Genomic DNA, 25,289 nt, shown 5'->3' with positions numbered 1-25,289 from the left:
TCGTTCGAAACGTTGGAGAAAAGGATGGATGTAGGTTATGCCCCGCAGAGCCCGTGAGCGACCGGGTATTTGGCGTAAATTACGCCTGACGCCAATCGCCAAACCATGTCGCGAATTCCGTCAGATCGCCCAGCGCCACATCGGCTCCATGATCGCGCAGCTCGCCGACGGTGTAGGGACCGGTCGCGACCGTCACGCTGAAGGCCCCTCCCGCTCGGGCGGCCTCGATGTCGGCCACATGATCTCCAACATAGGCGGCCGCGCCGAACGACGCGAGAGCCGTTCCCTTGGCCGCTCCGAACACCGATCCGACGACCTCGTCGACCTCCAGGCCGAGCCAGCTCACGGTCCGCCGGGCGTCGTGGACGTTCTTGCCGGTGACCACGATGACCCGGCCGCCGCCCCGGCGCACCGCCGCGATCGCGTCGTGGGCGCCGTCCATGGCGGTGGTCGCGGGTACGGCCAGCTCGGGGTAGATCTTCCTGAACAACGTCACCGCCGCCGGGATCTCCGCTTCCGGCAGCCAGTTGGCGAGTTCGAGCTCCAGCGGAGGCCCGAGCCTGGAGACGACGGCCCGGCTGTCGATCTCGACGCCAAGGAGGCGGGAGAGCTCGTCATAGACAGCGGCAATGCCCGACCGGGTATCGGCAAGTGTCATATCCAGGTCGAAGCCTACAGAAGTGGTCACGTCAGCAGGATGCCAAAGGAAGCGTAACGAGGGTAATTGTGGGACCGTTGGAGTGGGCAGAAAGGAATTACTTATCAAGGGAGCGCCCATGTCGGAGACCCCCAAGCCCCCGGAGCCCGGTGACAAGCTGGTCGCGGCCCCGCTGGAGCACACCCGCCCCCATCGCCCCGCCAGACCCTCCGCCTCCCGCCCGCTCGGCCTGTGGCGCCGGATCGTGACCTTCGCCGTCTGGGTCGTCAAGGCGGCCACCCGGCTGGCCGCGCTCACCGTCGTCCTCTACGCCGTGTTCACGGTGTTCCGGGCGAACCCGGCCAACACCTGGTACCAACTCGTCGAGTCGCTGGCCACCTGGCTGTCGCTGGGCCTGGCGACCCTGTTCCAACTGGCCGACCATCGCTGGGAGACACTGGTCAACTACGGGCTGGCCGCCGCCGTGTGGCTCATCCTCGGTTCGGTGGCCGCGAGCCTCGTCCGCCGGCTGGCGCCGTGACGGCTACGCTCCTTGCGGAGGTATCGGGTAAGACATGACAAGATCGCCGAGCAGCACGCGTGAGCGGATCATCGACGAGTCCCTTCGGCTGTTCGCCGAGCGGGGCTACTCAGCCACGTCCGTGGCCGAGATCGAGGCCGCCTCCGGGCTCTCCCCCGGCGCCGGCGGCCTGTACCGGCACTTCAAGTCGAAATACGAGGTGCTGGCCGCGGCGATCAACGAGCACGCCAACCGCACCAAGGCCCAGGTGGCCGAGAGCCTGGCGGAGCTGGACGACATGGAGTCGGCCGACCTGGAGGTACGGCTGTCGCACGTGTGCCGGGCGGGCCTGGCCAAGGTGCGTGAGGAGAGCGAGCTGACCCGGGTCTTCTTCCGCGACCTGAGCCAGTTCCCCGAGCTGGTCGCGGTGGTCCGCGAGGGCCTGCTGCAGCCGATGTTCGACGCGATCACGACCTGGTTCACCGGCCAGCCCGAGTACCAGAACGCCAAGGTCGACTGGCCCGCCATCGCCGCCGTGCTGGGCGGCTCGGTGGTGCACTTCCGGCTCTTCCAGGAGACCGTGGGCGAGTCCCCCGGGCACGTGGACAAGGAGCAGTTCGTGGCCGCCTGGGTACGCCTGGCCGTGGGCCTGCTGCCGGTCAGCTGACGTTGAAGAGCCGGTAGGCCAGCAGCACCACGCCGATCCCCGCGCCGATCATGAACATGATCCCGCTGACGTTGAAGAACTCGGTGAAGAACCGGTCGAACCCGGCCTCCGAGCCGACGCGCAGGCCGCCGACGACCACGCCGCCGAGGCCGTAGCCGACGATGGGCGCGCCGATCCCCATCAGCCGGTCGCGCAGTGTCCAGCTGTCGCTGACCAGCACGATGACGGCGCCGATCGCCCAGATGATCACCGGCACCCGGAAGATGGCCACCGCCGGGAGGTTGAAGGGCACCATCAGCGCCGCCACGAGCAGTAGAGCCATCGCCACGGTCTCGCGGGGATGCTCCCTGGCGATGGTGACGGCGTCGCGGCCCTCGGTGGTCATCGGGTTGGCGCTGGACATCACCGCCCGCCGCAGCCCGGCCAGCGGCATGCCGCGCCCCGGCCTCCTGCTCAGCCGGTCGCGGGCCAGCCGCACGTGCTGGGCGGCGCTGCGCGGCAGCTCGGCGTCGTCGCGGATCGTCGGGAAGTGCGCGGCGCCCGGCGTCCCGTCCACCCTGGGCAGTACGGCGGTGCCGTCGGGGGCGCGATCGCGCTCCGCCAGCCGGTGCGCCTCGCGGGCCACCAGCGCCGCCGGGTCGCCGAAGCGCTCCAGGACCCTCACCACCTCGCGGGCGTTCTGGCTGCCCCGGCGCTCATGCTCGATGCGGGCGCGCAGCCGCTTGGCGAAGTCGAGCCGCTGATCCGCCGACAACACGCCGTGAGCCGCGTCCGCGGCCTTCGAGACGTAGTTGAGAATCAGCTGATCTGCCCGCTCTATCACGACAGCCATGCTGCCCCAATCACGTGCGACATACCATGGCAACGATGGAGTTCACGGAGTGGATCAGGAGGCGCACCGACGACCAGTTGAGGGCGCTCGTGTCGGCGCGTCCCGAGCTGATCACTCCGGTGCCGGCCCATCTCGAGGGGCTCGCCTCGCGGGCCGGTAGCCCGTCGGCGATCGGCCGCGTGCTCGACCGGCTCGACCGCTTCACGCTGGCGGTCGTCGAGACGCTGGCCGTACACGACAAGCCGATCTCCAAGGCGCGGCTGCGCACGGTCCTCGGGCGCGGGCTGAGCGAGGGCAAGCCGGAGCCGGAGCTGACGGCGGCGCTGGAGCGGCTGCGCGAGCTGGCCGTCGTCTACGGGCCCGACAGCGCCCTCGACCTGGCGCCCGGGGTGCGCAAGGTGCTCGACGACCCGGCCGGGCTGGGTCCTCCGGCGGCCGAGGCGTTCCGCCACCATCCGCCCGAGCAACTGGCCGAGATGGCCGACGAGATCGCGCCGGGCACCGAGGGCGGCGGCAAGCAGCGCCTCGCGGCGGCGCTGGCCGAGCCGGGCAAGCTGATCGAGGACGTCTCCCCGGAGGCGCGGGCGGCCCTGGAGCAACTGGCCTGGGGGCCGCCGACCGGGCGGGTGCCCAACGCGCGGCGGGAGGTGCGGCTGGAGTCGGCGCGCTCGCCGATCGAGGAGCTGCTGGCCCGAGCGCTGCTGGCGGCCATCGGCGAGGAGACGGTGACCCTGCCCCGCGAGGTGGGGCTGTATCTGCGCGACGGGCGGATCCACCGCGACCTGCGGGCCGTCCCGATCCCGCTGGAAGGCGCCGAGCGCGACCAGAAGCTGGCCGACCGGACCGCCGCCGGGCAGGCGTTCGCGTTCGTGCGGTCGGTGGAGGAGCTGTGCGAGCGCTGGAGCCTGGAGCCGCCCGGCGTGCTGCGCACCGGCGGGCTCGGCGTGCGCGACCTCAAGCGCGCCGCCACCGACCTCGACCTGCCCGAGTGGGCGGCGGCGCTGGTGATCGAGGTGGCCCACGCGACCGGGCTCGTCGCCGTGGGCGGCGACCTGGACACCGAGTGGGTGCCGACCACCGGCTACGACCTGTGGCGGGTCAAGCCGACCGCCGACCGCTGGGTCATCCTGGCCTCGACGTGGCTGCACATGGACCGGGTGCCCGGCCTCGTCGGCGAGCGGGACGAGAGGGACAGGCCGCTCAACGCGCTCCACACCGACCTGCGCCGCGGCGCCGCCTCCGGGGTGCGTACGGCGACGCTGTCCGTGCTGGCTGCCGCGCCCGGCCTGGCGCCGACCCGCGAGGCGATCGCCGGGCGGCTGGCCTGGGAGCAACCCCGGCGGCGTGGGCCGCTGCGCGAGCAGCTCCTGGAGTTCACGCTGCGCGAGGCCGAGCAGATCGGCGTCACCGGGCTCGGCGTGCTGTCCGGGCACGCCCGCGCGGTGCTGGCCGGCGAGGACGGCGCCGCCGTACTCGAGCCGTTGCTGCCCGAGCCGGTCGGCCACGTGCTGCTGCAGGCCGACCTGACCGCCGTCGCGCCCGGGCCGCTGACCAGCGACCTGAACCGCTGGATGACGCTGGCCGCCGACATCGAGTCCAAGGGCGGGGCGACGGTCTACCGCTTCGGCGAGTCCTCGATCCGCCGCGCGCTCGACGCCGGCCAGGGCGCCGAGGAGATGCTGGCCATGCTGGAACGCCACTCGGCCACGCCGGTGCCGCAGGCGCTGTCGTACCTGGTGGCCGACGTGGCCCGGCGGCACGGCCGGATCCGGGTGGGCACGGCCAGTGCCTATGTGCGCTGCGACGATCCGGCGCTGCTCGACCAGATCGTCGCCGACCGGCGGGCCGCCCAGCTCAGGCTGCGCCGCCTGGCGCCGACGGTGATCGCCTCCCGCTCCTCCAGGGCCGTGCTGGTCGACGCGCTGCGCGCGATGGGGTACGCGCCGGTGGCCGAGTCGCTGGACGGCGACGTGATCATCACCCAGCTCGACAGCCGCCGCACGGAGGGCGTGGCGCCGGTGCGCGCGGCGGCCCCGGCGACCGGTCTCGCGCCCGACGTGGCGGCCGCCGCCGTGCGCGCGCTGCGGGCCGGTGACACCGCGCACCTGGCGCGCAGGGAGCCGGTGGCGGCGCCGGGCGGGCAGGTGCCGCGCAGCCCCGCCACGGCCACGATCGCCGCCCTGCAGGATGCCATCCGCCAGGGTGTGCGGGTGTGGATCGGCTACCTCGACTCCCAGGGCAACGCCACGTCCAGGATTCTGGAGCCGGCCCGGATGGAGGGCGGCTACCTCACGGCCTACGACGAGACGCGGGCCGCCGTCCACCGCTTCGCCCTGCATCGGATCACCGGGGTCGCCGGGCTGCAGTGAGCCTTTTTCCCTGTTGGCGGCATCGGTCGTCCGCTCCAATGGGAGTGTGGATCTCTTCTTGATCGGGCGTAAGCGCAAAGAAGTCTCCAGAGAGGACGTGGTCACCGCGCTGGCCACCGTCTCCGTGTTCCAGAACTACGTGCAGCACGCCGACGCCAAGGCGGGCATCGTCGTGGTGGTCCACGCGGCGGGCGCGGCCCTGCTCGCCGCCCAGTCGGGTGTCGCCCCCCGGATGCTGGCCGGCAGCCCCGCCGTCGGCTGGCCCATCCTGGTCGTCTTCGCCGCCGGTTTCCTGGGCGCCGGGTACCACCTGGCCAGGGCGGTCAGCCCGTCGCGGAGTTTCATCCGCAGCCGGTTCGGCATCTCCGGCGTGCCAGAAACCGCCCCCGACCACACCGACCTGGCCACGCAGTACGAGGAGGCGTGGGCGATGGTCACCACCCTGGCCGCCATCGCCCGCGTCAAGCACCTCCACGTCACCCGGGCGGTGCGCTGGAGCTGTGTCATGATCCTCAGCATCACCGCCTGGTCGGCGGCGATCCTGCTCGTCTGAGACTTGACGGCCGGCCACGGCGCGGATCAGGTTTGATCCTGTGACCGAGCAAACGCTGGGCAGGCTGGCCGAGACGTCGTGGGAGCGGTTCGGCGACTACGACGCGGTGTACTACGAGGGCGTCTGGCACCGCAGGCTGACTCTGGCCGAGCGGGCCAGGCGCATCTGCGGCGGCTTCGTCGCGGCCGGGGTGCGGCCCGGCGACCGCGTGGCGGTGATGATGGCGACCAGTCCCGAGGTGTCCATCGTCTACCAGGCGTTGTGGGCGGCCGGCGCCGTCGTGACGCCGATCGTCTTCCTGGTCGGCGTGGACGAGCTCCGGCACATCCTGACCGACAGCGGGGCCGTGGCCATCGTGACCTCGCCGGAGCTGGTGGAGACCGTCCGCCACGCCGCACCAGAGAATGTCCGGATTTTTCTGGATGCGGAGGAGCTTGAGCGGGAGCCCGAGCACGGGCCCGTCACCGTCGACCCCGGCGACCTGGCCGCGCTCATGTACACCGGCGGCACCACCGGCCGCGCCAAAGGCGTCCAGCTCAGCCACCGCGGCCTCTGGCAGACCGCCAAGGACGCCTACACGATGTCCCACCAGGAGGGGCTCAACCGGGCGATCGTGCCCGTCCCCCTCTCCCACGCCTACGGCCTGATCATCAGCGTGGCCGAGATGCACGCCACCGAACGCCAGCAGGCGGTGCTCATGCGCTGGTTCGAGCCCAAGGCGTTCCTGGCCCTCGCCGCCGAGCAGCGCGCCCAGTTCGGCACCGTCGTCCCGTCGATGCTGCAGATGCTCCTGGCCGAGCCCCTCGAAGAGCACCCGCTGCCCGACCTGGCCTTCCTCACCTGCGGCGCCGCCCCGCTCGGGCGCGAGACGCTGGCCGAGTTCGAGCGCCGCGTGCCGGGCACCCAGATCCTCGAGGGCTACGGCATGACCGAGACCAGCGCCGTCACCACGTTCAACCCGCCGGGACGGCGCCGGGTCGGCAGCGTCGGCCTGCCCCTGCCCGGCTACACGATCACCGTCCGCGACGACTCCGGCGAGGCCGTCGAGACCGGCGACGTCGGCGAGATCTGCATCCGCGGCGAGTCGCTCATGCTCGGCTACTGGGGCGGCCTCGACTCCCCCATCGTCGACGGCGAACTGCGCACCGGCGACATCGGCTGCCTGGACGACGACGGCTACCTGTACGTCGTGGACCGCAAGAAGGACCTGATCATCCGGGGCGGCTTCAACGTCTTCCCCCGCGACGTGGAGGACGCGCTCAACCAGCATCCCGACGTCGTCCTGTCGGGCGTGGTGGGCCGCCCCGACCCGCGGCACGGCGAGGAGGTCGTCGCCTTCGTCCAGGTCCGCCCCGGCGCCGAGGTCTCCGCCGACACCCTCATCACCTGGGCGCGCGACCGGGTCGGCCGGGTGAAGTACCCCCGCGAGGTGCACTTCGTCGACACTTTCCCGGTCACCAGCGTGCTCAAGATCGACCGCAAGCAGCTCCGGACCCGGCTCTAGTCGTCGGCGTCCCGGGCGCCGAGAACCAGCCCCTCGAGCCCCTTCTGCGCGTCCAGGACCTGCCCGTCACGGCCGTAGGCGGTCACGCTCACCTTGGGCAGCCGGTCCGTCCTCATCCGGGCCCGCCCGATGAAGAAGCCGCCGGTGACGGTGGCGTCCGTCTTCTGCCCATTGGCCCAGGCGAGCGCCACCCTGGCCACGTCCTGCCTGACCCGCCCGGCCACGACCATGAACACCGGATCGCCGTCCGTGCCCGGGTTGACCTCCGACTGCATCTGCGTGTCGGCCACGTCCACCATCAGCGCCCCCGGGAACGCCAGGCTGCCCGGCATCTCCTGCGCCCAGTACGTGAACACCGGCCGTTCCGGGTAGCTGACGTCCAGGACGCCCGGCGTGCACAGCACGAACCCCTTCCTGCTGCCCATGAGCCGCGTCGCGCCCAGGTCGTCACGGAACTCGGCCAGCAGCCGGAAGTCCTCCGCGACGCCGTGCCGGGAGATGCGCAGCTCGGGATCCATGTTGTGCACCGGGCCGCCCTCCGGCATGCAGTCGCGCACCTGCTTGTACTGCTCGGGCGTGTTGGCCGGCAGCCCCTCGATGGGCGGCGCCGCGGGCAGCGCCGGGCTGGGGGCGACGGTCAGCCCGGTGAACGTGGGCTCGACCGCCGCGCTCGTCCGGTCCGCCGGATCCGGCAGGTTCGTCACCGCCACCGCGCCGACGGCCACCGCAGCCGCCACCGTGGCCGCGGTCACCGCCCATCCGGTACGGCGCCGCCGTACCGTGGACCGGAGCACGGAGGCGGCCAGATCGGCGGCGTCGGGCGTCTCGGCCCGGGCGGCCATGCGGCGCAGGCCCTCGGCGATCGTGCGTTCGTCGACTGCCATCGTTCATGCCTCCTGGCTGACGCGGTCGCCGACGAGCGCGCGCAGGCGCTTGACGGCTTGATGGGCCTGGCTGCGGACGGTTCCGATCGAGCAGCCCATGATCCTGGCGACCTCCGACTCGGGCAGGTCCTCGAAGTAGCGCAACACCAGCACCGCGCGCTTGCGCGGCGGCAGTTGCCGCAGGGCGCGCTCCAGCGCCAGGCGCTCGTCCACCTCGGCGGTGGCGTCTGCGCTCAGGCGTTCCGGCGGCGTCTCGACGACGCGCTCGCGGCCCCAGCGCGGGCTGCGCCACAGACCGGCCTGCTCGCGGTACATCACCCTGCGGACGTACGCCTCGGGGTCGCCCGTGATCGCGCGCCAGCGGCCGGCCGTCTTGACCAGCGCGGTCTGCAGCAGGTCCTCGGCGGTGTGCTGATCGCCGGTCAGGACGTAGGCCAGCCGGATCAGGCTGCTGGAACGCGCGGCGACGAACTCGGTGAAACCTCGGCGATCGTCGGGGTGCACCTGGCCTCCTTCTGGTGTCTCACCCCCATAGATGCCGCCAAGACCGCAGATCTATGGCGACGTCGTGATAAATCTGGTGGTGTTATGAGTTATCCGAACCAGCCGTACGGCGCGCCCTACGGCGACCGCCCTCCTCCCGGCTACGGGTATCCGCCGCCCGGGCCACGCAACGACGGCTTGCGCACCACCAGCATCATCGCCCTCGTTCTCAACCTCGTCGCCACCGTTTCCTGCTGCAACTTCCTGGCCATCCCCGGCGCCATCATGGCGGGCCTGGCGCTCGGCAAGGTCGACTCCGAGCCGGAGAACGCCAGGAGCCGGCTGCTCTGGTCCTGGATCCTGTTCGGCTCCGGATTCGTGCTGACGATCGCGTTGTTCATCGTCCTCGGCGTGAACGGCGCCTTCGACGACTGATTCCCAGTTCAGGGACTGTTCCGCCGCCGATGTGTGTTGGATAGGCGGTAGCCATCGAAGGGGGAGCGGTGAACGACGGCCCACTCATCGTCCAATCCGACAAAACACTGCTGCTCGAGGTCGACCACGCGAACGCCGACGCCTGTCGCAAGGCCATCGCGCCGTTCGCGGAGCTGGAGCGCGCGCCCGAGCACGTCCACACCTACCGCGTCACTCCGCTGGCGCTGTGGAACGCGCGGGCCGCCGGTCACGACGCCGAGCAGGTCATCGACGCGCTCATCGGCCACAGCCGCTACCCGGTGCCCCACGCGCTGCTGGTCGACATCGCCGAGACCATGGCCAGGTACGGCCGGCTGCGGCTGGAGAAGGACCCGGTCAACGGCCTCGTCCTGACCTCCACCGACCAGGCCGTGCTCGAAGAGGTGCTGCGCTCGAAGAAGATCCAGCCGATGCTGGGCGAGCGCCTGGCCGCCGACTCGGTCGTCGTGCACCCGAGCGACCGCGGCAACGTCAAGCAGGCGCTGCTCAAGCTGGGCTGGCCGGCCGAGGACCTCGCGGGCTACGTGGACGGCGAGGCGCACCCGATCGCGCTGCGCGAGGACGGCTGGGCGCTGCGTCCCTACCAGAAGGACGCGGCCGACGCCTTCTGGCACGGTGGCTCCGGGGTGGTCGTGCTGCCCTGCGGCGCCGGCAAGACGATCGTCGGCGCGGCCGCGATGGCCCACGCCCAGGCCACCACGCTGATCCTGGTGACCAACACCGTCAGCGCCCATCAGTGGAAGACCGAGTTGCTCAAGCGCACCTCGCTGACCGAGAACGAGATCGGCGAGTACTCCGGCACCAAGAAGGAGATCCGCCCGGTCACCATCGCCACCTACCAGGTGATGACGACCAAGCGGAAGGGCGTCTACGCGCACCTGGAGCTGTTCGACGCCCGCGACTGGGGCCTGGTCGTCTACGACGAGGTGCACCTGCTGCCCGCGCCCATCTTCCGGATGACCGCCGACCTTCAGGCCCGCCGCCGGGTGGGGCTGACCGCGACGCTGGTGCGCGAGGACGGCCGCGAGGGTGACGTGTTCTCCCTCATCGGCCCCAAGCGCTACGACGCGCCCTGGAAGGAGATGGAGAACCAGGGCTGGATCGCGCCGGCCGACTGCGTCGAGGTCCGCGTCACGCTCTCCGACGAGGAACGGCTGGCCTACGCGATGGCCGAGTCGGATGAGAAGTACCGCTTCTGCGCCACCACGCCGTCCAAGACGACGGTGACCGAGGCGCTGGTCAGAAGGCATCTGGGCGAGCAGGTGCTGGTCATCGGCCAGTACATCGACCAGCTCGACGAGCTCGGCGAGCACCTCAACGCGCCGGTCATCAAGGGCGAGACCCGGGTGAAGGAGCGCGAGCGACTCTACCAGGCATTCCGCGACAAGGAGATCCAGGTCCTGGTCGTGTCCAAGGTGGCGAACTTCTCCATCGACCTGCCGGAGGCGGCGGTGGCCATCCAGGTCTCGGGCACGTTCGGCTCCCGCCAGGAGGAGGCGCAGCGGCTCGGCCGGGTCCTGCGGCCGAAGTCCGACGGGGGTGGCGCCCGTTTCTACACCGTGGTCAGCCGGGACACCGTCGACCAGGAGTTCGCCGCGCACCGGCAGCGGTTCCTGGCCGAGCAGGGGTACGCCTACCAGATCATCGACGCCGACGACGTCCTGGAGGTCTGAGACCCGGCCGCTCCGGCGGCCGGGTCTCCCTCAAACTCTCAGGTCCACGAAACTCCGCGGGCCGTCGACAATCGAACCACCCCCCTCACCTGCGCGCAGTCGCATACTTCACGCCAGCTGCGACATACCCGATGATCCCTCAAACGCACCCGAAATGCCCCGAAATATCGCCAGATTTTATGTGATTTGGCTAGGTGGCGAGCAGGCCGCCCAGGAACAACACCCCTTCGGCCACGATCCACGCCGCCACCGCCGAGCCCATGTACACGTTGAACGTCCGCTGGTCCCGCCGGGCAGCCGGGATCACCCAGGCCGCCGCCGTACACACCGCGGCCAGCATCGCGAACAGCCCGGACAGGCCCGCGACGGCCGCCAGGCGCTGCCCGCACTCGGCGCTGCCGTTCCCGCAGAAGGCGGCGGTCCCCCAGCCCGCGAAGACGGACAGTCCCCACAGGGCCGCGAGCAGGAAGCTCGCGATGGTGGGGACGATCGGGGAGATGCCGAACCGCACACGTGCCACGGTCTCCCTCTACCCCGGGTAAATGCTTTGGATGCCTCCGGTCCCCCCGATTAGACTGGCCGATTCGCTACCGGTTACCACTCCGACGGGGAGGCATTTCGCATGCCCGCACACCAGCTGGCACCCGACATATCCAACGACCCAGCCGACGTCCTCGCCGCCGAGCAGGCGCACCTGGCCGACTCCCGCAAGGCGCTGCAGGCGATGCGCGAGCACGCGCAGTCCCTGTCCGCCGACGCCGCGGGCGACTGGGTCTCCCAGCAGGTCCTCCAGTCGCTGCTCGACAAGCGCGTCGCCGCCCTCGCCGACCATCCGGACACCCCGCTGTTCTTCGGCCGCCTCGACCGCGGCACCAAGGACGATCTGCCCGGCACCATCTACGTCGGCCGCCGCCACGTCCACGACGGCGGCAGCCGTCCCCTCGTGATCGACTGGCGCGCCCCGGTCTCCCGCCCGTTCTACCAGGCCAGCCCCGCCGACCCCATGGGCGTGGTACGGCGGCGCCGCTTCGGCTACCACGGCGGCGCGCTGACCGCCTACGAAGACGAGCCCCTCGACCAGGGCGGCGAGATCGGCCCCTCGAAGATCCTGACCGAGGAGATCGAACGCCCCCGCACCGGCCCCATGCGCGACATCGTCGCCACCATCCAGCCCGACCAGGACGCGATCGTCCGCGCCGAGCTGGGCCAGACCGTCTGCGTCCAGGGGGCGCCGGGCACCGGGAAGACCGCCGTCGGCCTGCACCGGGCCGCGTACCTGCTGTTCACGCACCGGGAGCGGCTGGCCCGCTCCGGAGTCATGATCGTCGGGCCGAACCGCGCGTTCCTGTCCTACATCTCCTCCGTCCTGCCCGCGCTCGGCGAGGTCAAGGTCGACCAGACCACCGTCGCCGACCTGCTCGGCGCCTCCGACGCGCCCGAGGAGCCCGCCGTGGCCGCGCTCAAGGGCGACGCGCGGATGGCCGCCGTGCTCGAGCGAGCGCTCTGGCTGCACATCAGCAAACCCGAAGAGGGGCTCGTCTACACCCGGGGCGTCCACCGGTTCCGGGTCGCCGACTACGAGGTGCGGGAGATCGTCGCCTCCCTGCGGGGGACCACTCGCTACGCCCCCGGCCGGGCGGCGCTGGCGCAGCGGCTGGCCCACCAGGTGCTGGTCCGCATGGAACAGCGTGGCGACTCCCCCGACGACCGGGTGCAGGACGCGGTGGCCCGGTCGAAGCCGGTGAAGCAGCTGGTGGACGCGGTCTGGCCGAAGGTGACGCCGGCGCAGGTGTTGTTCCGCCTGTTGTCGGATGCGGAGTTTCTCGCCAAGGCATGCCACAAGTCCGAAATTTCGCCTGACGAGCAGGAAATGCTGTTGTGGCGGAAGCCGTACCGTGGCTGGAAGTCCGCGAAGTGGTCCGCCGCCGACGCCGCGCTCCTGGACGAGCTCGCCGACCTCATCGAACGCACCCCCTCGCTCGGCCACCTCGTCGTCGACGAGGCCCAGGACCTGTCCGAGATGCAACTGCGCGCCCTCGGCCGCCGCTGCCGCAACGGCTCGGCCACCGTCCTCGGCGACCTCGCCCAGGGCACCACCCCGTGGTCCACCACCTCGTGGAAGGCCGTCCTGCGCCACCTGGGCCAGGACGAAGGCGAGGTCACCGAACTCACCCTCGGCTTCCGCGTCCCCCGCGAGGTCCTGGACTACGCCGCCCGCCTCCTGCCCGACGTCGCCCCCGGCCTGGCCCCGCCGCAGTCCCTGCGCCCCGGACTGGGCTCCCTGTCAGTACGGCCCGGCGCCGCCGTCACCGACGCCGTTCACGAGGCGCTGGCCAGGGAAGGCTCGATCGGCCTGATCGTCCCCGACGCGCTGGCGGCCGAGGTCTCCGGCCGGCTCACCGGCATCCCCCACGCCGTCCTGGATCCGGACAGCACCGAGGAGGACCACCGCCTCCTCATCGTCCCCGCCACGCTGGCCAAGGGCCTGGAATACGACCACGTCATCGTCGTGGAGCCGGCCGCCATCGTGGCCGCGGAACCCCGGGGCCTGGCCCGCCTGTACGTGGTCCTCACCCGCGCGGTCACCTCCCTGACCGTCCTGCACGACGATCCCCTCCCCGCCGCCCTGACCTGACCCGACCAAATCTGCGGGCAGGCGGATCAAGATGCGGATCGTGTCGGTCACCCGTCCAGCATGCCTGACCACGAAACGTCATCCAAGGGCTTTGCCCACCTCCGCCGCCGCGCGATGCCCCGACTCCACCGCCCCGTCCATGTACCCCGCCCACCGGACGGCCGTCTCGGTGCCCGCCCAGTGCAGGGGGCCGACGGGACGGCGGAGGGCGGGGCCGAAGCGGGTGAGGGTGCCCGGGGTGGCGAAGGCGCCGTAGCAGCCGCGGGTCCACTCCTCGGCGGCCCAGTCGAGTTCCAGGTAGTCGATGGCGTACCGGGCCACCGGGCCGAAGTAGGCGGTCAGGTCGTCGATGGCACGGGCGCGGCGTTCGGCGGGCGGGAGGGCGGCCGCGGCGTCGGCGTGGGCGCCTTCGAAGAAGCCGGTGAGCACTCCCGGGGAGCCGCTCTGGGGAGTGTTGTCCAGGACGGTGCCCAGGGCGCGGGTGTCACTGTTGGCCTCGCCCGAGTACCCCGCGGAGCGCCAGAACGGGTCACCGTACACCGCATGGACCTTGATCACCCGGCCCATCGGCAGGCGCTGGGTGAGCTGGTCGCGGTCGCCGGGCAGGGCGGGGATGTAGCGGATGCGGGCGGCCAGAGGCGGTGGCACGGCCACGATCGCGCGCCGGGCTCGGGTCTCGGTGTTCGGGGTACGGATCACGACCCCGTCGTCCGACCAGGTGATCTCGGTGACCGGTTCGCCGAGCCGTACCCGATCGCCCAGTTCGGCGGCGACGGCCAGGGCGATGGCCTGGGAGCCGCCGGCCACGCGGTCCTGCTGCGCCCCTCCGCGCACCTCGGTGAGCGCGTCGAAGCCGCCGCCCGCGCCGAAGTAGAACAACGCCCACAACGCCGACATCTCCTCGGGCTCGGCCGAGAAGACCGCCTCGGTGACCAGGCGCACCATCGCGCGTCCGTCGGCGGTGCGCGTCCGGGTGCGCATCCAGGCGGCGAACGTCTGGGAGTCCAGCTCGCGGGCGTTGGCGGCCGTCCAGGGCGCCTCCAGGGGCAGCGCCCGCGCCGCCCGGTCCAGCGACGCCTGCGCGCGCCCGAGGTCGGCCAGGGCCAGCGGGCCGATCTTGGGGATGCGCCCGGTGTACTCCACCCACCGCCCCCGCAGCTCCGCCACCCGCTTGCCCTCGTGGTAGGTCGGGAACGTCCCGATCCCGAGCTCGTCCATGAGCGCCAGCACCCGGTCCTGCCCCGGGCCCACCCACTGACCGCCGAGCTCGATCGGCGCGCCGCCGGGCAGCTCGCCGTTGAGCGTCCGTCCGCCCACCCGCTCCCGGGCCTCGAGCACGACCACGTCATGGCCGGCCCCGGCCAGATCACGCGCCGCGACGAGCCCCGCCAGCCCGGCGCCGACCACAGCCACGTTCACGTTGTATCTGACATTCATAATGTATGTGATATCCATGTTGCATGACCGCCGTCAAGACCCGCCGCGAGCTCTACGCCGAGAGCACCCGCCAGGCGCTCATCGACACCGGCCGCCGCCTGTTCGCCGAGCGCGGGTATGCCGCCGTCTCCGCCGAAGAGCTGGTACGGCACGCCGGCCTGACCCGCGGCGCCCTGTACCACCACTTCGACGGCAAGCAGGGCCTGTTCGAGGCGGTCTTCGAAGAGCTGGAGGAGAGCGCCGTCACCGCGGTCACCGCCGCGATGACCGCCGCCGGCGCCCCGGAGATCCGGGTGAAGGCCGGCCTCGGCGCCTATTGGGACGCCTGTGCCTCGCCGGAGTACCGCGAGATCGTCCTCAAGCAGGCGCCCGCCGCCCTGGGCCGCGAGCGCTGGCGCGAACTCGACGAACGCCACTTCGGCGGCCTGCTCCGCGAGGCCCTGCGCACGCTGATGGAGGAGGGCTTCCTGGCCCGCCACCCGGTGGACCTGCTGAGCCGCACCCTGTTCGCCACGATCACCGAACTGGCGCTGGCCATCGCCGAAGCCGACGACCCGGCCACGGCCCGCGAGGAGGCCGACGTCATCGCCGCCGCTCTGCTGTCCGGTCTGGGCGCCTGATACCGTCCATGGGCATGGCCGAAGACGGGGCATCCGCGGTTTCCGGGGTTTCGAGGTTTTCCGAGGTTTCCGGGGTGAAGGTGAGAACCGGCGCGCTTGACGACGTGCCCGCTGTCCTGGACTTCTGGCGGGAAGCCGCGGAAGGCACCGACCGCCACGACTCCGCCGACAAGGTGACGGCCCTGGTCACCCGCGACCCCGAAGCCCTCCTGCTGGCCGAGCTCGACGGCGTCCTGGTCGGCACCCTGATCGCGGGCTGGGACGGCTGGCGGGCCCACTTGTACCGCCTCGCCGTACACCCGGCACACCGCAGGAAGGGCGTCGCCACCACCCTGCTCGCCGCCGCCGAAACCCGCTTCGCCGCCTTCGGCGCCTTCCGTGCCGACGCGATGGTCCTGCACGACAACACCCTGGCCCACCACGCCTGGGCCGCCGCCGGCTACACCCGCCAGGCCGAATGGGGCCGCTGGGTCAAGCCCCTGCCTTGACGGCGCCCGTGGGCGGGCCGTTCTTGCGCGCGGTGACCAGGGCGAACGACAGGAAATCCCCTTGGTCGGCGGTGAGCATGTCCAGCACGGGCTGCTGCGCCGCCGCGTCCTCGGGCCGATGCTCGGCGACGGCGCGCGTCCAGACCAGCCAGTCGCGCCAGCCGTCCTCCTGCAGCCGCGCGGAGGTGACCGTGACCTGCTCGGTGACCTCCCACTGGAAGCGCCACCAGTCGGCGGTGTGCCAGGCGATGGCCTCCCACCCGACGACCTTCTTGACGTGCGCGGGGATCTCACCGAGATCGCGCACCTCGCGCGTCATGCCCGGCGTCGCGATGCCGAGTTGACCCCCCGGCCGCAGGAACCGCACCAGATAGGGCAGGTAATGGTCGCCGGTGCCGAAATACTCGAAGGCGTCGATGCTCACGATGGCCTCGAAATCGCCGTCCTCGAACGGCAGCGCATGCGCCTCGGCCCGGACCGCCTCCACCTGACCGGCGACCCCCGCCTCGGCGAACACCGCCGCAGCCTCCCGGGCGGAGACCCACCAGTCGGCCGCCACCACCTGAACCCCGAACTCCCGGGCCAGGAACACCGAGGTAGCCCCCTTCCCGGAACCCAGGTCGAGCACCCGCATACCGGGCCGCAGATCCAGGTCGGCGGCCAGATCCTCCAGCAGCCACAGCGGATTCGGCCCCATGTCCAGATCGAGCAGCCAGCGCGGGTCGTATCCGGACGAACGCGGGTAACGGTCAGGGCGGATCAGATCATCGGCAGCGGCCATGGGCCGAGTGAAGCAGCCCCGGCAAACGCCCGCAAACGGGTTGCGGGTACGTCACGCGCTCAGACGCCGAACTCGGCCACGAGATCCAGTCTTCCATTCGGCGTTGGTGTGGAGGGCGACGGTGTGCCGGCCGTCGTAGGTGCCGGCTACCACGTCGGCCCGGCGAGCGATGGCGAAACCTCAACTCCGGGAAGGAATCCAGGGCTGACCGAGCTTATTGAGCCGGTAACCCTCTCCAGCAAACATGGGCGAACTGCGCCTGGTCCAGGAGTGGGAGCGGTGATTCACCTGGCCGGGGCCCTCCGCTGGATCTGACCTGGGGTAAACACCCCTGTCCATCCCGCGCCGGCTCGCTCAACCCAGGCGCGGAGTTGTTCGACTTCCCACTCGGCTTCAGCGCCTCCTCTCACCGCACCCGGCCTTTCCACCGAGCCCAAGTTGTCACCCATGGGCTTTCCGGAGCTTGTGGAGTCACATGTGAGGCGCGCTCGTTATTGACGTCCCTAAACCGATGTGATCTCCAGTGGACCGCGCCGGCCCGCTCCACCTGCACCCGAAAGCCCGTTTATCTGACCGTCGCACGCTCATCCGCCACCCCGCGGGGCGCCGAACATGCACAAAGGGCGCCCCCCAATGAAGGGGGACGCCCTTTATGACGCAGCCGGACTTAGAAGTCCATGTCGCCGCCGGGCATGCCACCGGCCGGAGCAGCCGGGGTCTTCTCCGGCTTCTCGGCGATGACAGCCTCGGTGGTGAGGAAGAGCGCCGCGATGGAGGCGGCGTTCTGCAGGGCGGAGCGCGTCACCTTGGCGGGGTCGAGAATGCCCGCCTCGAACATGTTGACGTACTCGCCCGAAGCGGCGTTGAGGCCCTCACCCGGGGTCAGGTTGCGGACCTTCTCCACCACGACGCCGCCTTCGAGGCCGGCGTTGACGGCGATCTGCTTGAGGGGCTCCTCGAGGGCCTTGCGCACGATCGCGGCACCGGTGGCCTCGTCGCCCGCGAGCTCGAGCTTGTCGAACGCCTTGGCGCCGGCCTGCAGCAGGGCCACGCCACCGCCGGGGACGATGCCCTCCTCGACGGCCGCCTTGGCGTTGCGGACGGCGTCCTCGATGCGGTGCTTGCGCTCCTTGAGCTCGACCTCGGTCGCGGCGCCGGCCTTGATGACGGCGACACCACCGGCGAGCTTGGCCAGGCGCTCCTGGAGCTTCTCGCGGTCGTAGTCGGAGTCGGTGCGCTCGATCTCGGCGCGGATCTCGTTGACCCGGCCGGAGATCTGGTCGGCGTCACCGGCGCCGTCGACGATGGTGGTCTCGTCCTTGGTCACGACGACCTTGCGGGCGCGGCCCAGCAGGTCGAGGGTGGCGGACTCGAGCTTGAGGCCGACCTCCTCGGCGATGACCTGACCACCGGTGAGGGTGGCGATGTCGCCGAGCATGGCCTTGCGGCGGTCACCGAAGCCCGGGGCCTTGACGGCTACGGACTTGAACAGGCCGCGGATCTTGTTGACGACGAGCGTGGCCAGGGCCTCGCCCTCGATGTCCTCGGCGATGATCAGCAGCGGCTTGCCGGCCTGGACGACCTTGTCGAGCAGGGGCAGCAGGTCCTTGTTGGCGGAGACCTTGCTGTTGACGATGAGGATGTAGGGGTCCTCGAGGACGGCCTCCATGCGGTCGGGGTCCGTCACGAAGTACATCGAGGTCATGCCCTTGTCGAAGCGCATGCCCTCGGTGAGCTCGAGCTCGAGGCCGAAGGTGTTGCTCTCCTCGACGGTGATGACGCCTTCCTTGCCGACCTTGTCCATCGCCTCGGCGATGAGCGCGCCGATCTCGGTGTCGGCGGCGGAGATGGAGGCGGTGGAGGCGATCTGCTCCTTGGTCTCCACGTCCTTGGCCAGCTTGGAGAGCTCCTCGCTGACGCGCTCGACGGCGGCCTCGATGCCCTTCTTCAGGGCCATCGGGTTGGCGCCGGCGGCGACGTTGCGCAGACCCTCGCGAACCAGCGCCTGGGCGAGCACGGTGGCGGTGGTGGTGCCGTCACCCGCGACGTCGTCCGTCTTCTTGGCGACTTCCTTGACCAGCTCGGCGCCGATCTTCTCCCACGGGTCCTCGAGCTCGATCTCCTTGGCGATGGAGACACCGTCGTTGGTGATCGTGGGAGCGCCCCACTTCTTCTCCAGCACGACGTTGCGCCCCTTGGGACCAAGGGTCACCTTGACGGCGTCGGCGAGCTGGTTCATGCCGCGCTCGAGACCGCGCCGGGCGTCCTCGTCAAACGCGATCATCTTGGCTGCCATAAGGCTAGACCTCCCAGATGCAGGGTGGCTTCTCAAGGACCGAGCCGATGCCCGCGACGGCTAACGTGCCCGGCCGTGAAGCCGCACACCTGGGCCCGCATCTCCGTTCGGCAGGCCCCGATCGTCTCGATCCAGGTTTGGCACTCACGTACAGAGAGTGCCAACGAACTGTTTAGCACTCTACCCGGTCGAGTGCAAGCGAGAGCCACCTCGTCGCAGGTCAGGCCCGATCCCCTCGCGGATCGGGCCTGACCTGGTGAGACGAAAGGTGTCGGCAGAACCGCACGGACTGCGCTGCCGTGCGGGCTGCCTGAGTGCGTGGTTCAGACAGTGCGGACTGATTCCGCCTGCGGCCCCTTCTGGCCCTGCGTGATCTCGAACTCGACCCGCTGGCCCTGTTCGAGGGATCGATACCCGTCCATCAGTATCGCGGAGTAATGGACGAATACATCCTTACCACCGTCTACCGCGATGAAGCCGTAGCCCTTGTCCGCGTTGAACCACTTGACGGTGCCCTGCGCCACTTCCGACTCCTCTTACTGGGCTCACGGACCCCGCCCATTCCTCCGCGAGATCCGCGATCGCCGCTTTTGCCAAAATCGGGCGGACGATCGCCCTCGACCATACCTGTGGCATGCCGTTTAGCAACAGAGTCAATCTGAAAACTGCCTATTTCATCCTTCGAAGAGTTGAATTTTCCAGAAATGGGAAGGGCACCCCCGAAGAGGTGCCCAGACCAAAACATGTGCGAAGAGTCAGCCTCCGGCTACCGCCGGGATGATGGAGATCTCGGCGCCCTCGGGCGCGGCGGTGTCGAGCCCGTCGGCGAATCGGACGTCCTCTTGCCCAACGTAAACGTTGACAAAACGCCGAATCTTGCCCGATTCATCAAGAATTCGGGCACCGATCCCGGGGTAGTCGCTGTCCAGCTTCTGGAGAACCTCGCGCAGCGTCGCGCCTTCGCCCCTGACCTCGGCGTTACCGCCGGTGTAAGTGCGCAGAATGGTGGGGATCCGCACAGAAACGCTCATGCCTAAATCTTCCTTTCAGATGGCGCGAAACGCGTCGAGAGAGGGCCGGATGACAGCCGTGGGTTCGGCGATCGACGAGACCGCGTCAAGGGTCTTGAGCCCATCTCCGGTGTTCAGGACGACCGTTTCCGCCTCCGGATCCAGCGTGCCGTTTTCCACGAGCTTCTTGAGCACGCCCACGGTCACGCCGCCCGCGGTCTCGGCGAAGATGCCCTCGGTGGCGGCCAGCAACGTGATCGCCTCGACGATCTCGGCGTCGGTGACGTCCTCCACCGCCCCTCCTGTACGGCGGGCGATGTCGAGCACGTACGGCCCGTCCGCGGGGTTCCCGATCGCCAGCGACTTGGCGATGGTGTCGGGCTTGACCGGCTGGACCACGTCGTGCCCGGCCTTGTAGGCGGCCGACACCGGCGAGCACCCCTGTGCCTGTGCCCCGAAGATCTTGTACGGCGCGTCCTCGACCAGTCCCAGCGCGATGAGCTCCTTGAAGCCCTTGTCGATCTTGGTTAGCTGCGACCCGGAGGCGATCGGGATGACGATCTGCTCGGGCAGCTTCCAGCCGAGCTGCTCGGCGATCTCGTAGGCCAGCGTCTTGGACCCCTCGGCGTAGTAGGGCCGCAGGTTGACGTTGACGAAGCCCCACTTGTCGCCCAGCGGGTCGCCGATGAGCTCGGAGCAGAACCGGTTGACCTCGTCGTAGGTGCCGTCGATGCCGATGAGCCTGCCCCCGAACACGCGGGCCATGGCGATCTTGGCCTGCTCCAGGTCGGCGGGGATGAACACGCAGGCGTCGAGCCCGGCGCGGGCGGCGGCCGCGGTGACGGCGCCGGCCAGGTTGCCCGTGGAGGAGCAGGACAGGGTGTGGAAGCCGAAGTTGCGCGCCGCCTCGACGGCGATGGCCACCACCCGGTCCTTGAAGGAGTGGGTGGGGTTGCCGGAGTCGTCCTTGACGTGCAGCGAGCGGATGCCGAGCGCCCGGCCGAGGTTGCCGGCCTTCACCAGCTGGGTCCAGCCGGGGTTCATGTTGGGCTTGGTCGCCACGTCCACCGGGACCGGGAGGAGCGAGCGGTAACGCCAGATGCTGGCGGGCCCGGCCTCGATCTGCGCGCGGGTGACCGTACCGAAGTCGTAGGCCGCTTCGAGCGGCCCGAAACACTCCAGACACGCGAAACTGGGGCCGAGATCGTAGCGGGCGCCGCACTCGCGGCAGGACAGGGCTACAGCAGGACCGAAGTCAAGCGACATGAAGCGAGGCCTTCCCTCATCTTCGCCCGCGGCCACCTTGACCGCAGACCGGAATTGGCACCTTGTCCCGGTCGGCCTCGCGGGTGCGAGTTCGAAATCCGGGAGGGTTGCCGGGGCTTCGCAGGGCCGGTCCCTCCACCCCTCTGGATGAGCAATATGTAGTTGTCGGAATGGACTCTACCTGGTCAAGGTCGCCGACTGACCACCCGTCTCAGGAAATGAGACAAACCGTCTCACCGATAATCCTCGCCGAGGACGCCCTGGACGTACTTGCGGGCCTGGTGGATACGGGATTTCGCAGTCCCGAGCGGGATACCTAGCTGTTCGGCCACTTCGTTGTAGTCGAGCTGCACGATGTCACGCAGCACGAGCGCCTGGGCCAGATCGGGCTTGGACGCCTCCAGCGACTCCATCGCGTCGAGCAGGTCCAGCCGCGAGCCCGCGATCACGCTCACCCGGGCCACGTCCGGCCGCTGCGTGGGCAGCTCGTCGGAGCTCTGCTCGGCCGCGCGGCGCTTCAGCGAGCGGTAGGTCGTGCGGGCGCAGTTGGCCGTCACGATGTGCAGCCACGTGCTGAACCGCGCCCGGCCTTCGAAGCGCCCGATGTTGCGCGCGACCGCCAGCAACGTGTCCTGGCACGCCTCCTCCGCATCCTGGTGATAGGGCAGGATGCGGGCGCAGTGCCGCAATACGTCCGGCTCGATCCGCCGCAGGAGCTCGCCGAGTGCGCGATGATCTCCAGCGGCTGCGGAGCGGGCCAGTTCCTCGGTTAGCTCATCAAGCGCCATAGCGGGATCCTATGAGCGGAGGGAAGTTTAATGAACAGCGTCCTGGTCGCCTCTAACCGCGGTCCTGTTTCCTTCACCGTCTCCGGCGAAGGCGTCCTCACCATGAAGCGCGGTGGCGGCGGCCTGGTCTCGGGCCTGTCGGGCGTGGCGAAGGACGACGGTGTGCTGTGGGTGTGCGCCGCGCTTTCCGACGGCGACCGCGGCGCCGTACGGCAGGCCCCGGGCGGCCGGCTCGACCAGGCCGGATACGACACCGGCGCGCTGCGCATGCTGGACATCGCCCCGGCGACCTTCCACCGCGCCTACAACGCCGTGGCCAACTCCACCCTGTGGTTCGTCAACCATCTGCTCTACGACACCCCCAACGCCCCGCACTTCGGCAGCAGGTTCCAGCGGGAGTGGGAGTCCTACCGCGACTACAACGGCGCCTTCGCCCTCGCCCTGGCCGAGGAGGCCGGGCACGAGGCGCGCGTGATGGTCCAGGACTATCACCTGACGCTGGCGCCCGCCATGCTCCGCGCCGAACGCCCGGACCTGCGGATCGCGCACTTCAGCCACACTCCGTGGGCGCCGCCGGAGTACTTCTCGCTGCTGCCGGACGAAGTGGCCAGGGAGGTCCTGGAGGGCATTCTGGGGGCCGATCACGCCGGGTTCCTCACGGGGAGATGGGCACGGGCCTTCACCGACTGCTGCGCGGCCCTGCTGGGCGCCGAGGTGGACGCGCGCGGCGTCACCCACCACGGCCGCACGACGAGGATCGGCGTGCACGCCCTGGGCGTGGACGGCGAGGAGCTGGGGCGGCGCGCGGGCGAGCCGGACGTGGAGTCGAACGTGCAGGCCCTGCGTGAGCAGGTCGGCGACCGCAAGCTGATCGTCCGCATCGACCGGACCGAGCTGTCCAAGAACATCGTGCGCGGCCTGGCGGCCTACCGCGAGTTCCTGGCCGCCCACCCGGAGTGGCACGGCCGGGTGGTCCACCTGGCCTTCGCCTACCCGAGCCGGCACGACCTGCCCGAGTACCGCGAGTACACCGCGGCCGTCCAGCGCTGCGCCCAGGAGATCGAGGACGAGTACGCCACCGAGGACTGGGACCCGCTGATCCTCAACGTGGACGACAACTACGCCCGCAGCCTGGCCGCCTACCGGATGGCCGACGTGCTGCTGGTCAACCCGATCCGCGACGGCATGAACCTGGTGGCCAAGGAGGGCCCGATCCTGTCGCCCCGCTGCGCGCTGGTCCTGTCCCGCGAGGCGGGCGCCGCGGCGGAATTGGGCGCCGACGCGCTGCTGGTCAACCCCTACGACGTGCTGGAGACCGCGCAGGCGCTGCACGCGGCCCTGGTCATGCCGGAGGACGAGCGGGCGCGCAGAGCCGGCAACCTGGCCGCGGCGGCGACCGCTCTGCCACCGCAGAAGTGGCTTGCGGCCCAGCTGGATGCCCTGACTTAATGCCATAAGTGACCACCGTCCGGATCCGCCTGGCACGGGACCTGCCGACCTGGCTCGTCTACCTCCAACTCGGCGCCTTCGCGACGTACCTGTACGGGCTGAGCGCGGTCCTGCCGCTGCTGCGCCAGGAGCAGCAGGTCTCCAACGCGGTCGCCGCCCTGCACGGCACCGCGATGGCCGCGGGCACGCTGCTGGCGGGAGCCGTACTCCCGCTTCTGGAGCGCAGGTACGGCAGGCGGGCCACCATCTGGGTCAGCCTGATCGGCATGAACGCGGCCATGGTGCCGATCATGCTGACCGGCGCCCTGCCCGCCACGCTGGCGGGGTACGGCGTGGCCGGCCTGTTCGGCTCGATGGCCCTCTACGCGATGATGGCGGCGCTCAGCGACCACCACGGCCCGGCGGGACCGGCGGCGATCAGCGAGGCCAACGCGGTGGCCATCCTGTTCGGCATCGCCATGACCTACGCGGTGGGCGCCGCCGCCCAGACGGGGCCGGGCTGGCGGGCGGCGCTGCTGGTCACCCCGGCCGTCACGGGCGTCATCGCGCTGACGCTCGGCCGGGTCCGCGTCCCGGGCAGGCCGGTCACGGGCACCCGGCCCGCGTCCGGCGGGCGGCCGGGCTGGCGCTTCTACGTGGCGGGCGGCGTGCTGTTCCTGGTGGTGGCGCTGGAGTTCTGCTTCAACCTGTGGGCGGTCCAGCTCATGTCGGCCAACACCGGGCTGAGCGTGGCGGCGGCCACGACGGGGCTGACCGCGTTCACCGTGGGCCTGGCCGTCGGCCGCTTCGCCGGGACGCCGCTGGCGCTGCGGCTGCGCGCACCGGCGTTGCTGACCGGCGCGCTGCTGCTCACCGCGGCGGGCTGGCTGCTGTTCTGGTCGAGCGAGCAGCCGGCGCTCGCCTACGCGGGCCTGGCCGTGAGCGGGCTCGGGGTCTCGCTGCACTTCCCGCTGGCGCTGGCCGGGGTGCTGGCCGTCGACCCGGTCCGGGCCACCGCCGCCTCGCCGGTCTGCGCGGGACTGGCCATGGCCGCGGGACCGTTCGCGCTGGGGGCGCTGGCCGACGGATTCGGCACCAGGACGGCCTTCCTCATCGTGCCGGTCCTGATCGCCCTGGCGGTGACCGGACTGGTCCTCAGCGGCGGACCGCGGACACCAGCTCCTTCAGCAGGGTGATCACGCCGTCGGGCCCGTCCACCACGAGGTCGGCCCGCTCGGCCAGCGCGCTGACCTCGCTCGAACCGCTGCACACGGTGACGCCGGGCAGCCCGGAGACCCGCACGGCCTCGAAGGCGGCGAGGTCGCCCAGGTCGTCGCCGACGAACATCGCCGACCTGGCCGCGCGCTCGGCCAGGAACAACGACAGCGCGTGGCCCTTGTCCATGCCCGGCGGGCGCAGCTCCAGCACGTACCTGCCGGGCTCGACCACCAGGCCGTTGCGCTCGGCCAGCGCCCGCAGCGGCGCATGCAGCGTCTCCAGCGCCTTCGCCGGGTCGGGGCTGCGCCGGGTGTGGACGGCCACGGCCCGGCCCTTGTCCTCGACCACGACACCGGACAGCCCGAGGTCACGCAGCAGCAGCGGCAGCTCGGCCTCGGCCCGCGGCACTCCCGCGGGCGGCGGCGGGGCGCTGAGCCGCCCGCTCTCCCAGCGTTCAAAGCCGTAGTGGCCGAGGATCACCAGGCCGGGCACCTCGGCCAGGCCGGGCCCGAGGCTCAGGACGGTCTCCGGGGGCCGCCCGGTCAGGATGACGACGGACAACACGCGCTCACTCAGCCGGGCGAGGATCTCGGGGGCTGCCGGATGGATCCTGGCGGCGGCCGGATCGGGCACGATGGGCGACAGGGTGCCGTCGAAGTCGAGCCCGATCACGGCCCCGGCGGGGTCGTTCACGATCGCTTGGATTCCAGGGATGTTCCTCACGCG

At 70.7% G+C, this 25,289-nt stretch carries 26 protein-coding genes and 1 riboswitch; of the genes, 12 read left to right on the top strand and 14 right to left on the bottom strand.

Going from position 1 to position 25,289, the window contains the following annotated elements; genetic code table 11:
- Positions 1-79: 79 nt before the first annotated feature.
- On the bottom strand, positions 80-688 hold the full coding sequence (locus FVE25_RS23045) for an HAD family hydrolase (RefSeq protein ID WP_246267326.1): 609 nt from the start codon (positions 686-688) through the stop codon (positions 80-82).
- Positions 689-776: 88 nt separating this feature from the next.
- Here FVE25_RS23045 and FVE25_RS23040 point away from each other — a divergent pair, with 88 nt between their 5' ends.
- The gene (locus FVE25_RS23040; protein ID WP_157249120.1) at positions 777-1,178 is read left to right on the top strand and encodes a hypothetical protein; all 402 of its coding nucleotides are present in this window, start codon (positions 777-779) and stop codon (positions 1,176-1,178) included.
- 34 nt (positions 1,179-1,212) lie between these two features.
- Positions 1,213-1,824, top strand: a complete 612-nt coding sequence (locus tag FVE25_RS23035; RefSeq protein WP_157249119.1) for a TetR/AcrR family transcriptional regulator — start codon at positions 1,213-1,215, stop codon at positions 1,822-1,824.
- Here the strand turns inward: FVE25_RS23035 and FVE25_RS23030 are convergent.
- Positions 1,817-2,656 carry a hypothetical protein gene (locus FVE25_RS23030; RefSeq protein ID WP_157249118.1) on the bottom strand — a complete coding sequence of 280 codons (840 nt, stop codon included), beginning with the start codon at positions 2,654-2,656 and terminating at the stop codon, positions 1,817-1,819. The two genes, FVE25_RS23035 and FVE25_RS23030, sit on opposite strands and share 8 nt — an antisense overlap.
- A gap of 35 nt (positions 2,657-2,691) precedes the next feature.
- On the opposite strand from FVE25_RS23030, the gene FVE25_RS23025 reads away from it, so the two are divergent.
- From FVE25_RS23025 to FVE25_RS23015, 3 genes are read left to right on the top strand one after another with little or no spacing between them, the layout of a single operon-like run.
- Positions 2,692-5,025, top strand: a complete 2,334-nt coding sequence (locus tag FVE25_RS23025; protein ID WP_157249117.1) for a helicase C-terminal domain-containing protein — start codon at positions 2,692-2,694, stop codon at positions 5,023-5,025.
- A gap of 46 nt (positions 5,026-5,071) precedes the next feature.
- Positions 5,072-5,578 (top strand): Pycsar system effector family protein, encoded by a 507-nt coding sequence (locus tag FVE25_RS23020; RefSeq protein ID WP_157249116.1) that lies wholly within the window; start codon positions 5,072-5,074, stop codon positions 5,576-5,578.
- A gap of 40 nt (positions 5,579-5,618) precedes the next feature.
- A complete protein-coding gene (locus tag FVE25_RS23015; protein ID WP_157249115.1) occupies positions 5,619-7,082 on the top strand; it encodes a class I adenylate-forming enzyme family protein in 1,464 nt (487 codons plus the stop codon).
- Here FVE25_RS23015 and FVE25_RS23010 read toward each other — a convergent pair.
- Both FVE25_RS23010 and FVE25_RS23005 read right to left on the bottom strand, forming a co-directional pair.
- Positions 7,079-7,966, bottom strand: coding sequence for a hypothetical protein (locus FVE25_RS23010; protein ID WP_157249114.1), 888 nt, complete (start codon positions 7,964-7,966; stop codon positions 7,079-7,081). The two genes, FVE25_RS23015 and FVE25_RS23010, sit on opposite strands and share 4 nt — an antisense overlap.
- A 3-nt stretch (positions 7,967-7,969) precedes the next feature.
- Positions 7,970-8,470: a SigE family RNA polymerase sigma factor gene (locus FVE25_RS23005; RefSeq protein WP_157249113.1), complete on the bottom strand. Its 501-nt coding sequence runs from the start codon at positions 8,468-8,470 to the stop codon at positions 7,970-7,972.
- An 84-nt stretch (positions 8,471-8,554) separates the two neighbouring features.
- On the opposite strand from FVE25_RS23005, the gene FVE25_RS23000 reads away from it, so the two are divergent.
- Both FVE25_RS23000 and FVE25_RS22995 read left to right on the top strand, forming a co-directional pair.
- On the top strand, positions 8,555-8,884 hold the full coding sequence (locus FVE25_RS23000; protein ID WP_157249112.1) for a hypothetical protein: 330 nt from the start codon (positions 8,555-8,557) through the stop codon (positions 8,882-8,884).
- Positions 8,885-8,952: 68 nt separating this feature from the next.
- Complete coding sequence (locus tag FVE25_RS22995; protein WP_157249111.1) at positions 8,953-10,596, top strand: DNA repair helicase XPB; 1,644 nt, start codon at positions 8,953-8,955, stop codon at positions 10,594-10,596.
- Between the two features lie 190 nt (positions 10,597-10,786).
- Here the strand turns inward: FVE25_RS22995 and FVE25_RS22990 are convergent, their stop codons facing one another.
- Positions 10,787-11,116, bottom strand: a complete 330-nt coding sequence (locus FVE25_RS22990) for a hypothetical protein (protein WP_157249110.1) — start codon at positions 11,114-11,116, stop codon at positions 10,787-10,789.
- Between the two features lie 102 nt (positions 11,117-11,218).
- On the opposite strand from FVE25_RS22990, the gene FVE25_RS22985 reads away from it, so the two are divergent.
- Positions 11,219-13,231 carry a HelD family protein gene (locus FVE25_RS22985; protein WP_157249109.1) on the top strand — a complete coding sequence of 671 codons (2,013 nt, stop codon included), beginning with the start codon at positions 11,219-11,221 and terminating at the stop codon, positions 13,229-13,231.
- A gap of 78 nt (positions 13,232-13,309) precedes the next feature.
- Here the strand turns inward: FVE25_RS22985 and FVE25_RS22980 are convergent, their stop codons facing one another.
- Positions 13,310-14,668: a flavin monoamine oxidase family protein gene (locus FVE25_RS22980; RefSeq protein ID WP_157249108.1), complete on the bottom strand. Its 1,359-nt coding sequence runs from the start codon at positions 14,666-14,668 to the stop codon at positions 13,310-13,312.
- Positions 14,669-14,691: 23 nt separating this feature from the next.
- Between FVE25_RS22980 and FVE25_RS22975 the strand changes: the two genes are divergently transcribed.
- Together FVE25_RS22975 and FVE25_RS22970 are read left to right on the top strand one after the other, a co-directional pair.
- Positions 14,692-15,288: a TetR/AcrR family transcriptional regulator gene (locus FVE25_RS22975; protein WP_157249107.1), complete on the top strand. Its 597-nt coding sequence runs from the start codon at positions 14,692-14,694 to the stop codon at positions 15,286-15,288.
- 74 nt (positions 15,289-15,362) lie between these two features.
- A complete protein-coding gene (locus FVE25_RS22970; protein ID WP_246267324.1) occupies positions 15,363-15,776 on the top strand; it encodes a GNAT family N-acetyltransferase in 414 nt (137 codons plus the stop codon).
- On the opposite strand, the gene FVE25_RS22965 is transcribed toward FVE25_RS22970, so the two are convergent.
- The 7 genes from FVE25_RS22965 to FVE25_RS22940 form a co-directional block, all read right to left on the bottom strand.
- Positions 15,760-16,557, bottom strand: coding sequence for an SAM-dependent methyltransferase (locus FVE25_RS22965; RefSeq protein WP_157249105.1), 798 nt, complete (start codon positions 16,555-16,557; stop codon positions 15,760-15,762). The two genes, FVE25_RS22970 and FVE25_RS22965, sit on opposite strands and share 17 nt — an antisense overlap.
- 667 nt (positions 16,558-17,224) lie before the next feature.
- Positions 17,225-18,853, bottom strand: coding sequence for a chaperonin GroEL (gene groL, locus FVE25_RS22960; protein WP_157249104.1), 1,629 nt, complete (start codon positions 18,851-18,853; stop codon positions 17,225-17,227).
- Positions 18,854-19,073: 220 nt separating this feature from the next.
- Positions 19,074-19,265: a hypothetical protein gene (locus tag FVE25_RS57050; RefSeq protein WP_397084839.1), complete on the bottom strand. Its 192-nt coding sequence runs from the start codon at positions 19,263-19,265 to the stop codon at positions 19,074-19,076.
- Entirely contained in the window at positions 19,177-19,377 is a 201-nt protein-coding gene (locus FVE25_RS22955; RefSeq protein ID WP_043633553.1) for a cold-shock protein, read from the bottom strand. The genes FVE25_RS57050 and FVE25_RS22955 overlap by 89 nt, the downstream gene beginning before the upstream one ends.
- 231 nt (positions 19,378-19,608) lie before the next feature.
- Positions 19,609-19,884 carry a MoaD/ThiS family protein gene (locus FVE25_RS22950; protein ID WP_157249103.1) on the bottom strand — a complete coding sequence of 92 codons (276 nt, stop codon included), beginning with the start codon at positions 19,882-19,884 and terminating at the stop codon, positions 19,609-19,611.
- Between the two features lie 15 nt (positions 19,885-19,899).
- Positions 19,900-21,129 carry a threonine synthase gene (thrC, locus tag FVE25_RS22945; protein ID WP_157249102.1) on the bottom strand — a complete coding sequence of 410 codons (1,230 nt, stop codon included), beginning with the start codon at positions 21,127-21,129 and terminating at the stop codon, positions 19,900-19,902.
- Between the two features lie 13 nt (positions 21,130-21,142).
- Positions 21,143-21,283: riboswitch (SAM riboswitch) on the bottom strand.
- 79 nt (positions 21,284-21,362) lie between these two features.
- Entirely contained in the window at positions 21,363-21,917 is a 555-nt protein-coding gene (locus FVE25_RS22940; RefSeq protein ID WP_157249101.1) for an RNA polymerase sigma factor, read from the bottom strand.
- 30 nt (positions 21,918-21,947) lie between these two features.
- On the opposite strand from FVE25_RS22940, the gene FVE25_RS22935 reads away from it, so the two are divergent.
- Together FVE25_RS22935 and FVE25_RS22930 are read left to right on the top strand one after the other, a co-directional pair.
- Complete coding sequence (locus tag FVE25_RS22935; protein ID WP_157249100.1) at positions 21,948-23,366, top strand: alpha,alpha-trehalose-phosphate synthase (UDP-forming); 1,419 nt, start codon at positions 21,948-21,950, stop codon at positions 23,364-23,366.
- Between the two features lie 8 nt (positions 23,367-23,374).
- The gene (locus FVE25_RS22930; RefSeq protein ID WP_157249099.1) at positions 23,375-24,541 is read left to right on the top strand and encodes an MFS transporter; all 1,167 of its coding nucleotides are present in this window, start codon (positions 23,375-23,377) and stop codon (positions 24,539-24,541) included.
- Here FVE25_RS22930 and otsB read toward each other — a convergent pair.
- Positions 24,501-25,256 carry a trehalose-phosphatase gene (gene otsB / locus FVE25_RS22925; protein ID WP_246267323.1) on the bottom strand — a complete coding sequence of 252 codons (756 nt, stop codon included), beginning with the start codon at positions 25,254-25,256 and terminating at the stop codon, positions 24,501-24,503. The genes FVE25_RS22930 and otsB overlap by 41 nt on opposite strands.
- Positions 25,257-25,289: the final 33 nt, after the last annotated feature.

This window comes from Nonomuraea typhae (assembly GCF_009760925.1).
GTDB classification, from domain to species: domain Bacteria; phylum Actinomycetota; class Actinomycetes; order Streptosporangiales; family Streptosporangiaceae; genus Nonomuraea; species Nonomuraea typhae.
The sequence above is the reverse complement of the archived record's forward strand: the minus strand, read 5'-3'. Positions and strand labels throughout refer to the sequence as shown.

Bases quoted from the DNA above. Each gene is read 5' to 3' on its own strand.
- FVE25_RS22965 (WP_157249105.1), bottom strand. From the start codon at position 16,557: ATGGCCGCTGCCGATGATCTGATCCGCCCTGACCGTTACCCGCGTTCG.
- FVE25_RS23025 (WP_157249117.1), top strand. From the start codon at position 2,692: ATGGAGTTCACGGAGTGGATCAGGAGGCGCACCGACGACCAGTTGAGG.
- FVE25_RS22950 (WP_157249103.1), bottom strand. From the start codon at position 19,884: ATGAGCGTTTCTGTGCGGATCCCCACCATTCTGCGCACTTACACCGGC.
- FVE25_RS22985 (WP_157249109.1), top strand. From the start codon at position 11,219: ATGCCCGCACACCAGCTGGCACCCGACATATCCAACGACCCAGCCGAC.
- thrC (WP_157249102.1), bottom strand. From the start codon at position 21,129: ATGTCGCTTGACTTCGGTCCTGCTGTAGCCCTGTCCTGCCGCGAGTGC.
- FVE25_RS23035 (WP_157249119.1), top strand. From the start codon at position 1,213: ATGACAAGATCGCCGAGCAGCACGCGTGAGCGGATCATCGACGAGTCC.
- FVE25_RS23000 (WP_157249112.1), top strand. From the start codon at position 8,555: ATGAGTTATCCGAACCAGCCGTACGGCGCGCCCTACGGCGACCGCCCT.
- FVE25_RS23030 (WP_157249118.1), bottom strand. From the start codon at position 2,656: ATGGCTGTCGTGATAGAGCGGGCAGATCAGCTGATTCTCAACTACGTC.
- FVE25_RS22975 (WP_157249107.1), top strand. From the start codon at position 14,692: ATGACCGCCGTCAAGACCCGCCGCGAGCTCTACGCCGAGAGCACCCGC.
- FVE25_RS22940 (WP_157249101.1), bottom strand. From the start codon at position 21,917: ATGGCGCTTGATGAGCTAACCGAGGAACTGGCCCGCTCCGCAGCCGCT.
- FVE25_RS22980 (WP_157249108.1), bottom strand. From the start codon at position 14,668: ATGAATGTCAGATACAACGTGAACGTGGCTGTGGTCGGCGCCGGGCTG.
- FVE25_RS22935 (WP_157249100.1), top strand. From the start codon at position 21,948: ATGAACAGCGTCCTGGTCGCCTCTAACCGCGGTCCTGTTTCCTTCACC.
- groL (WP_157249104.1), bottom strand. From the start codon at position 18,853: ATGGCAGCCAAGATGATCGCGTTTGACGAGGACGCCCGGCGCGGTCTC.
- FVE25_RS23040 (WP_157249120.1), top strand. From the start codon at position 777: ATGTCGGAGACCCCCAAGCCCCCGGAGCCCGGTGACAAGCTGGTCGCG.
- FVE25_RS23010 (WP_157249114.1), bottom strand. From the start codon at position 7,966: ATGGCAGTCGACGAACGCACGATCGCCGAGGGCCTGCGCCGCATGGCC.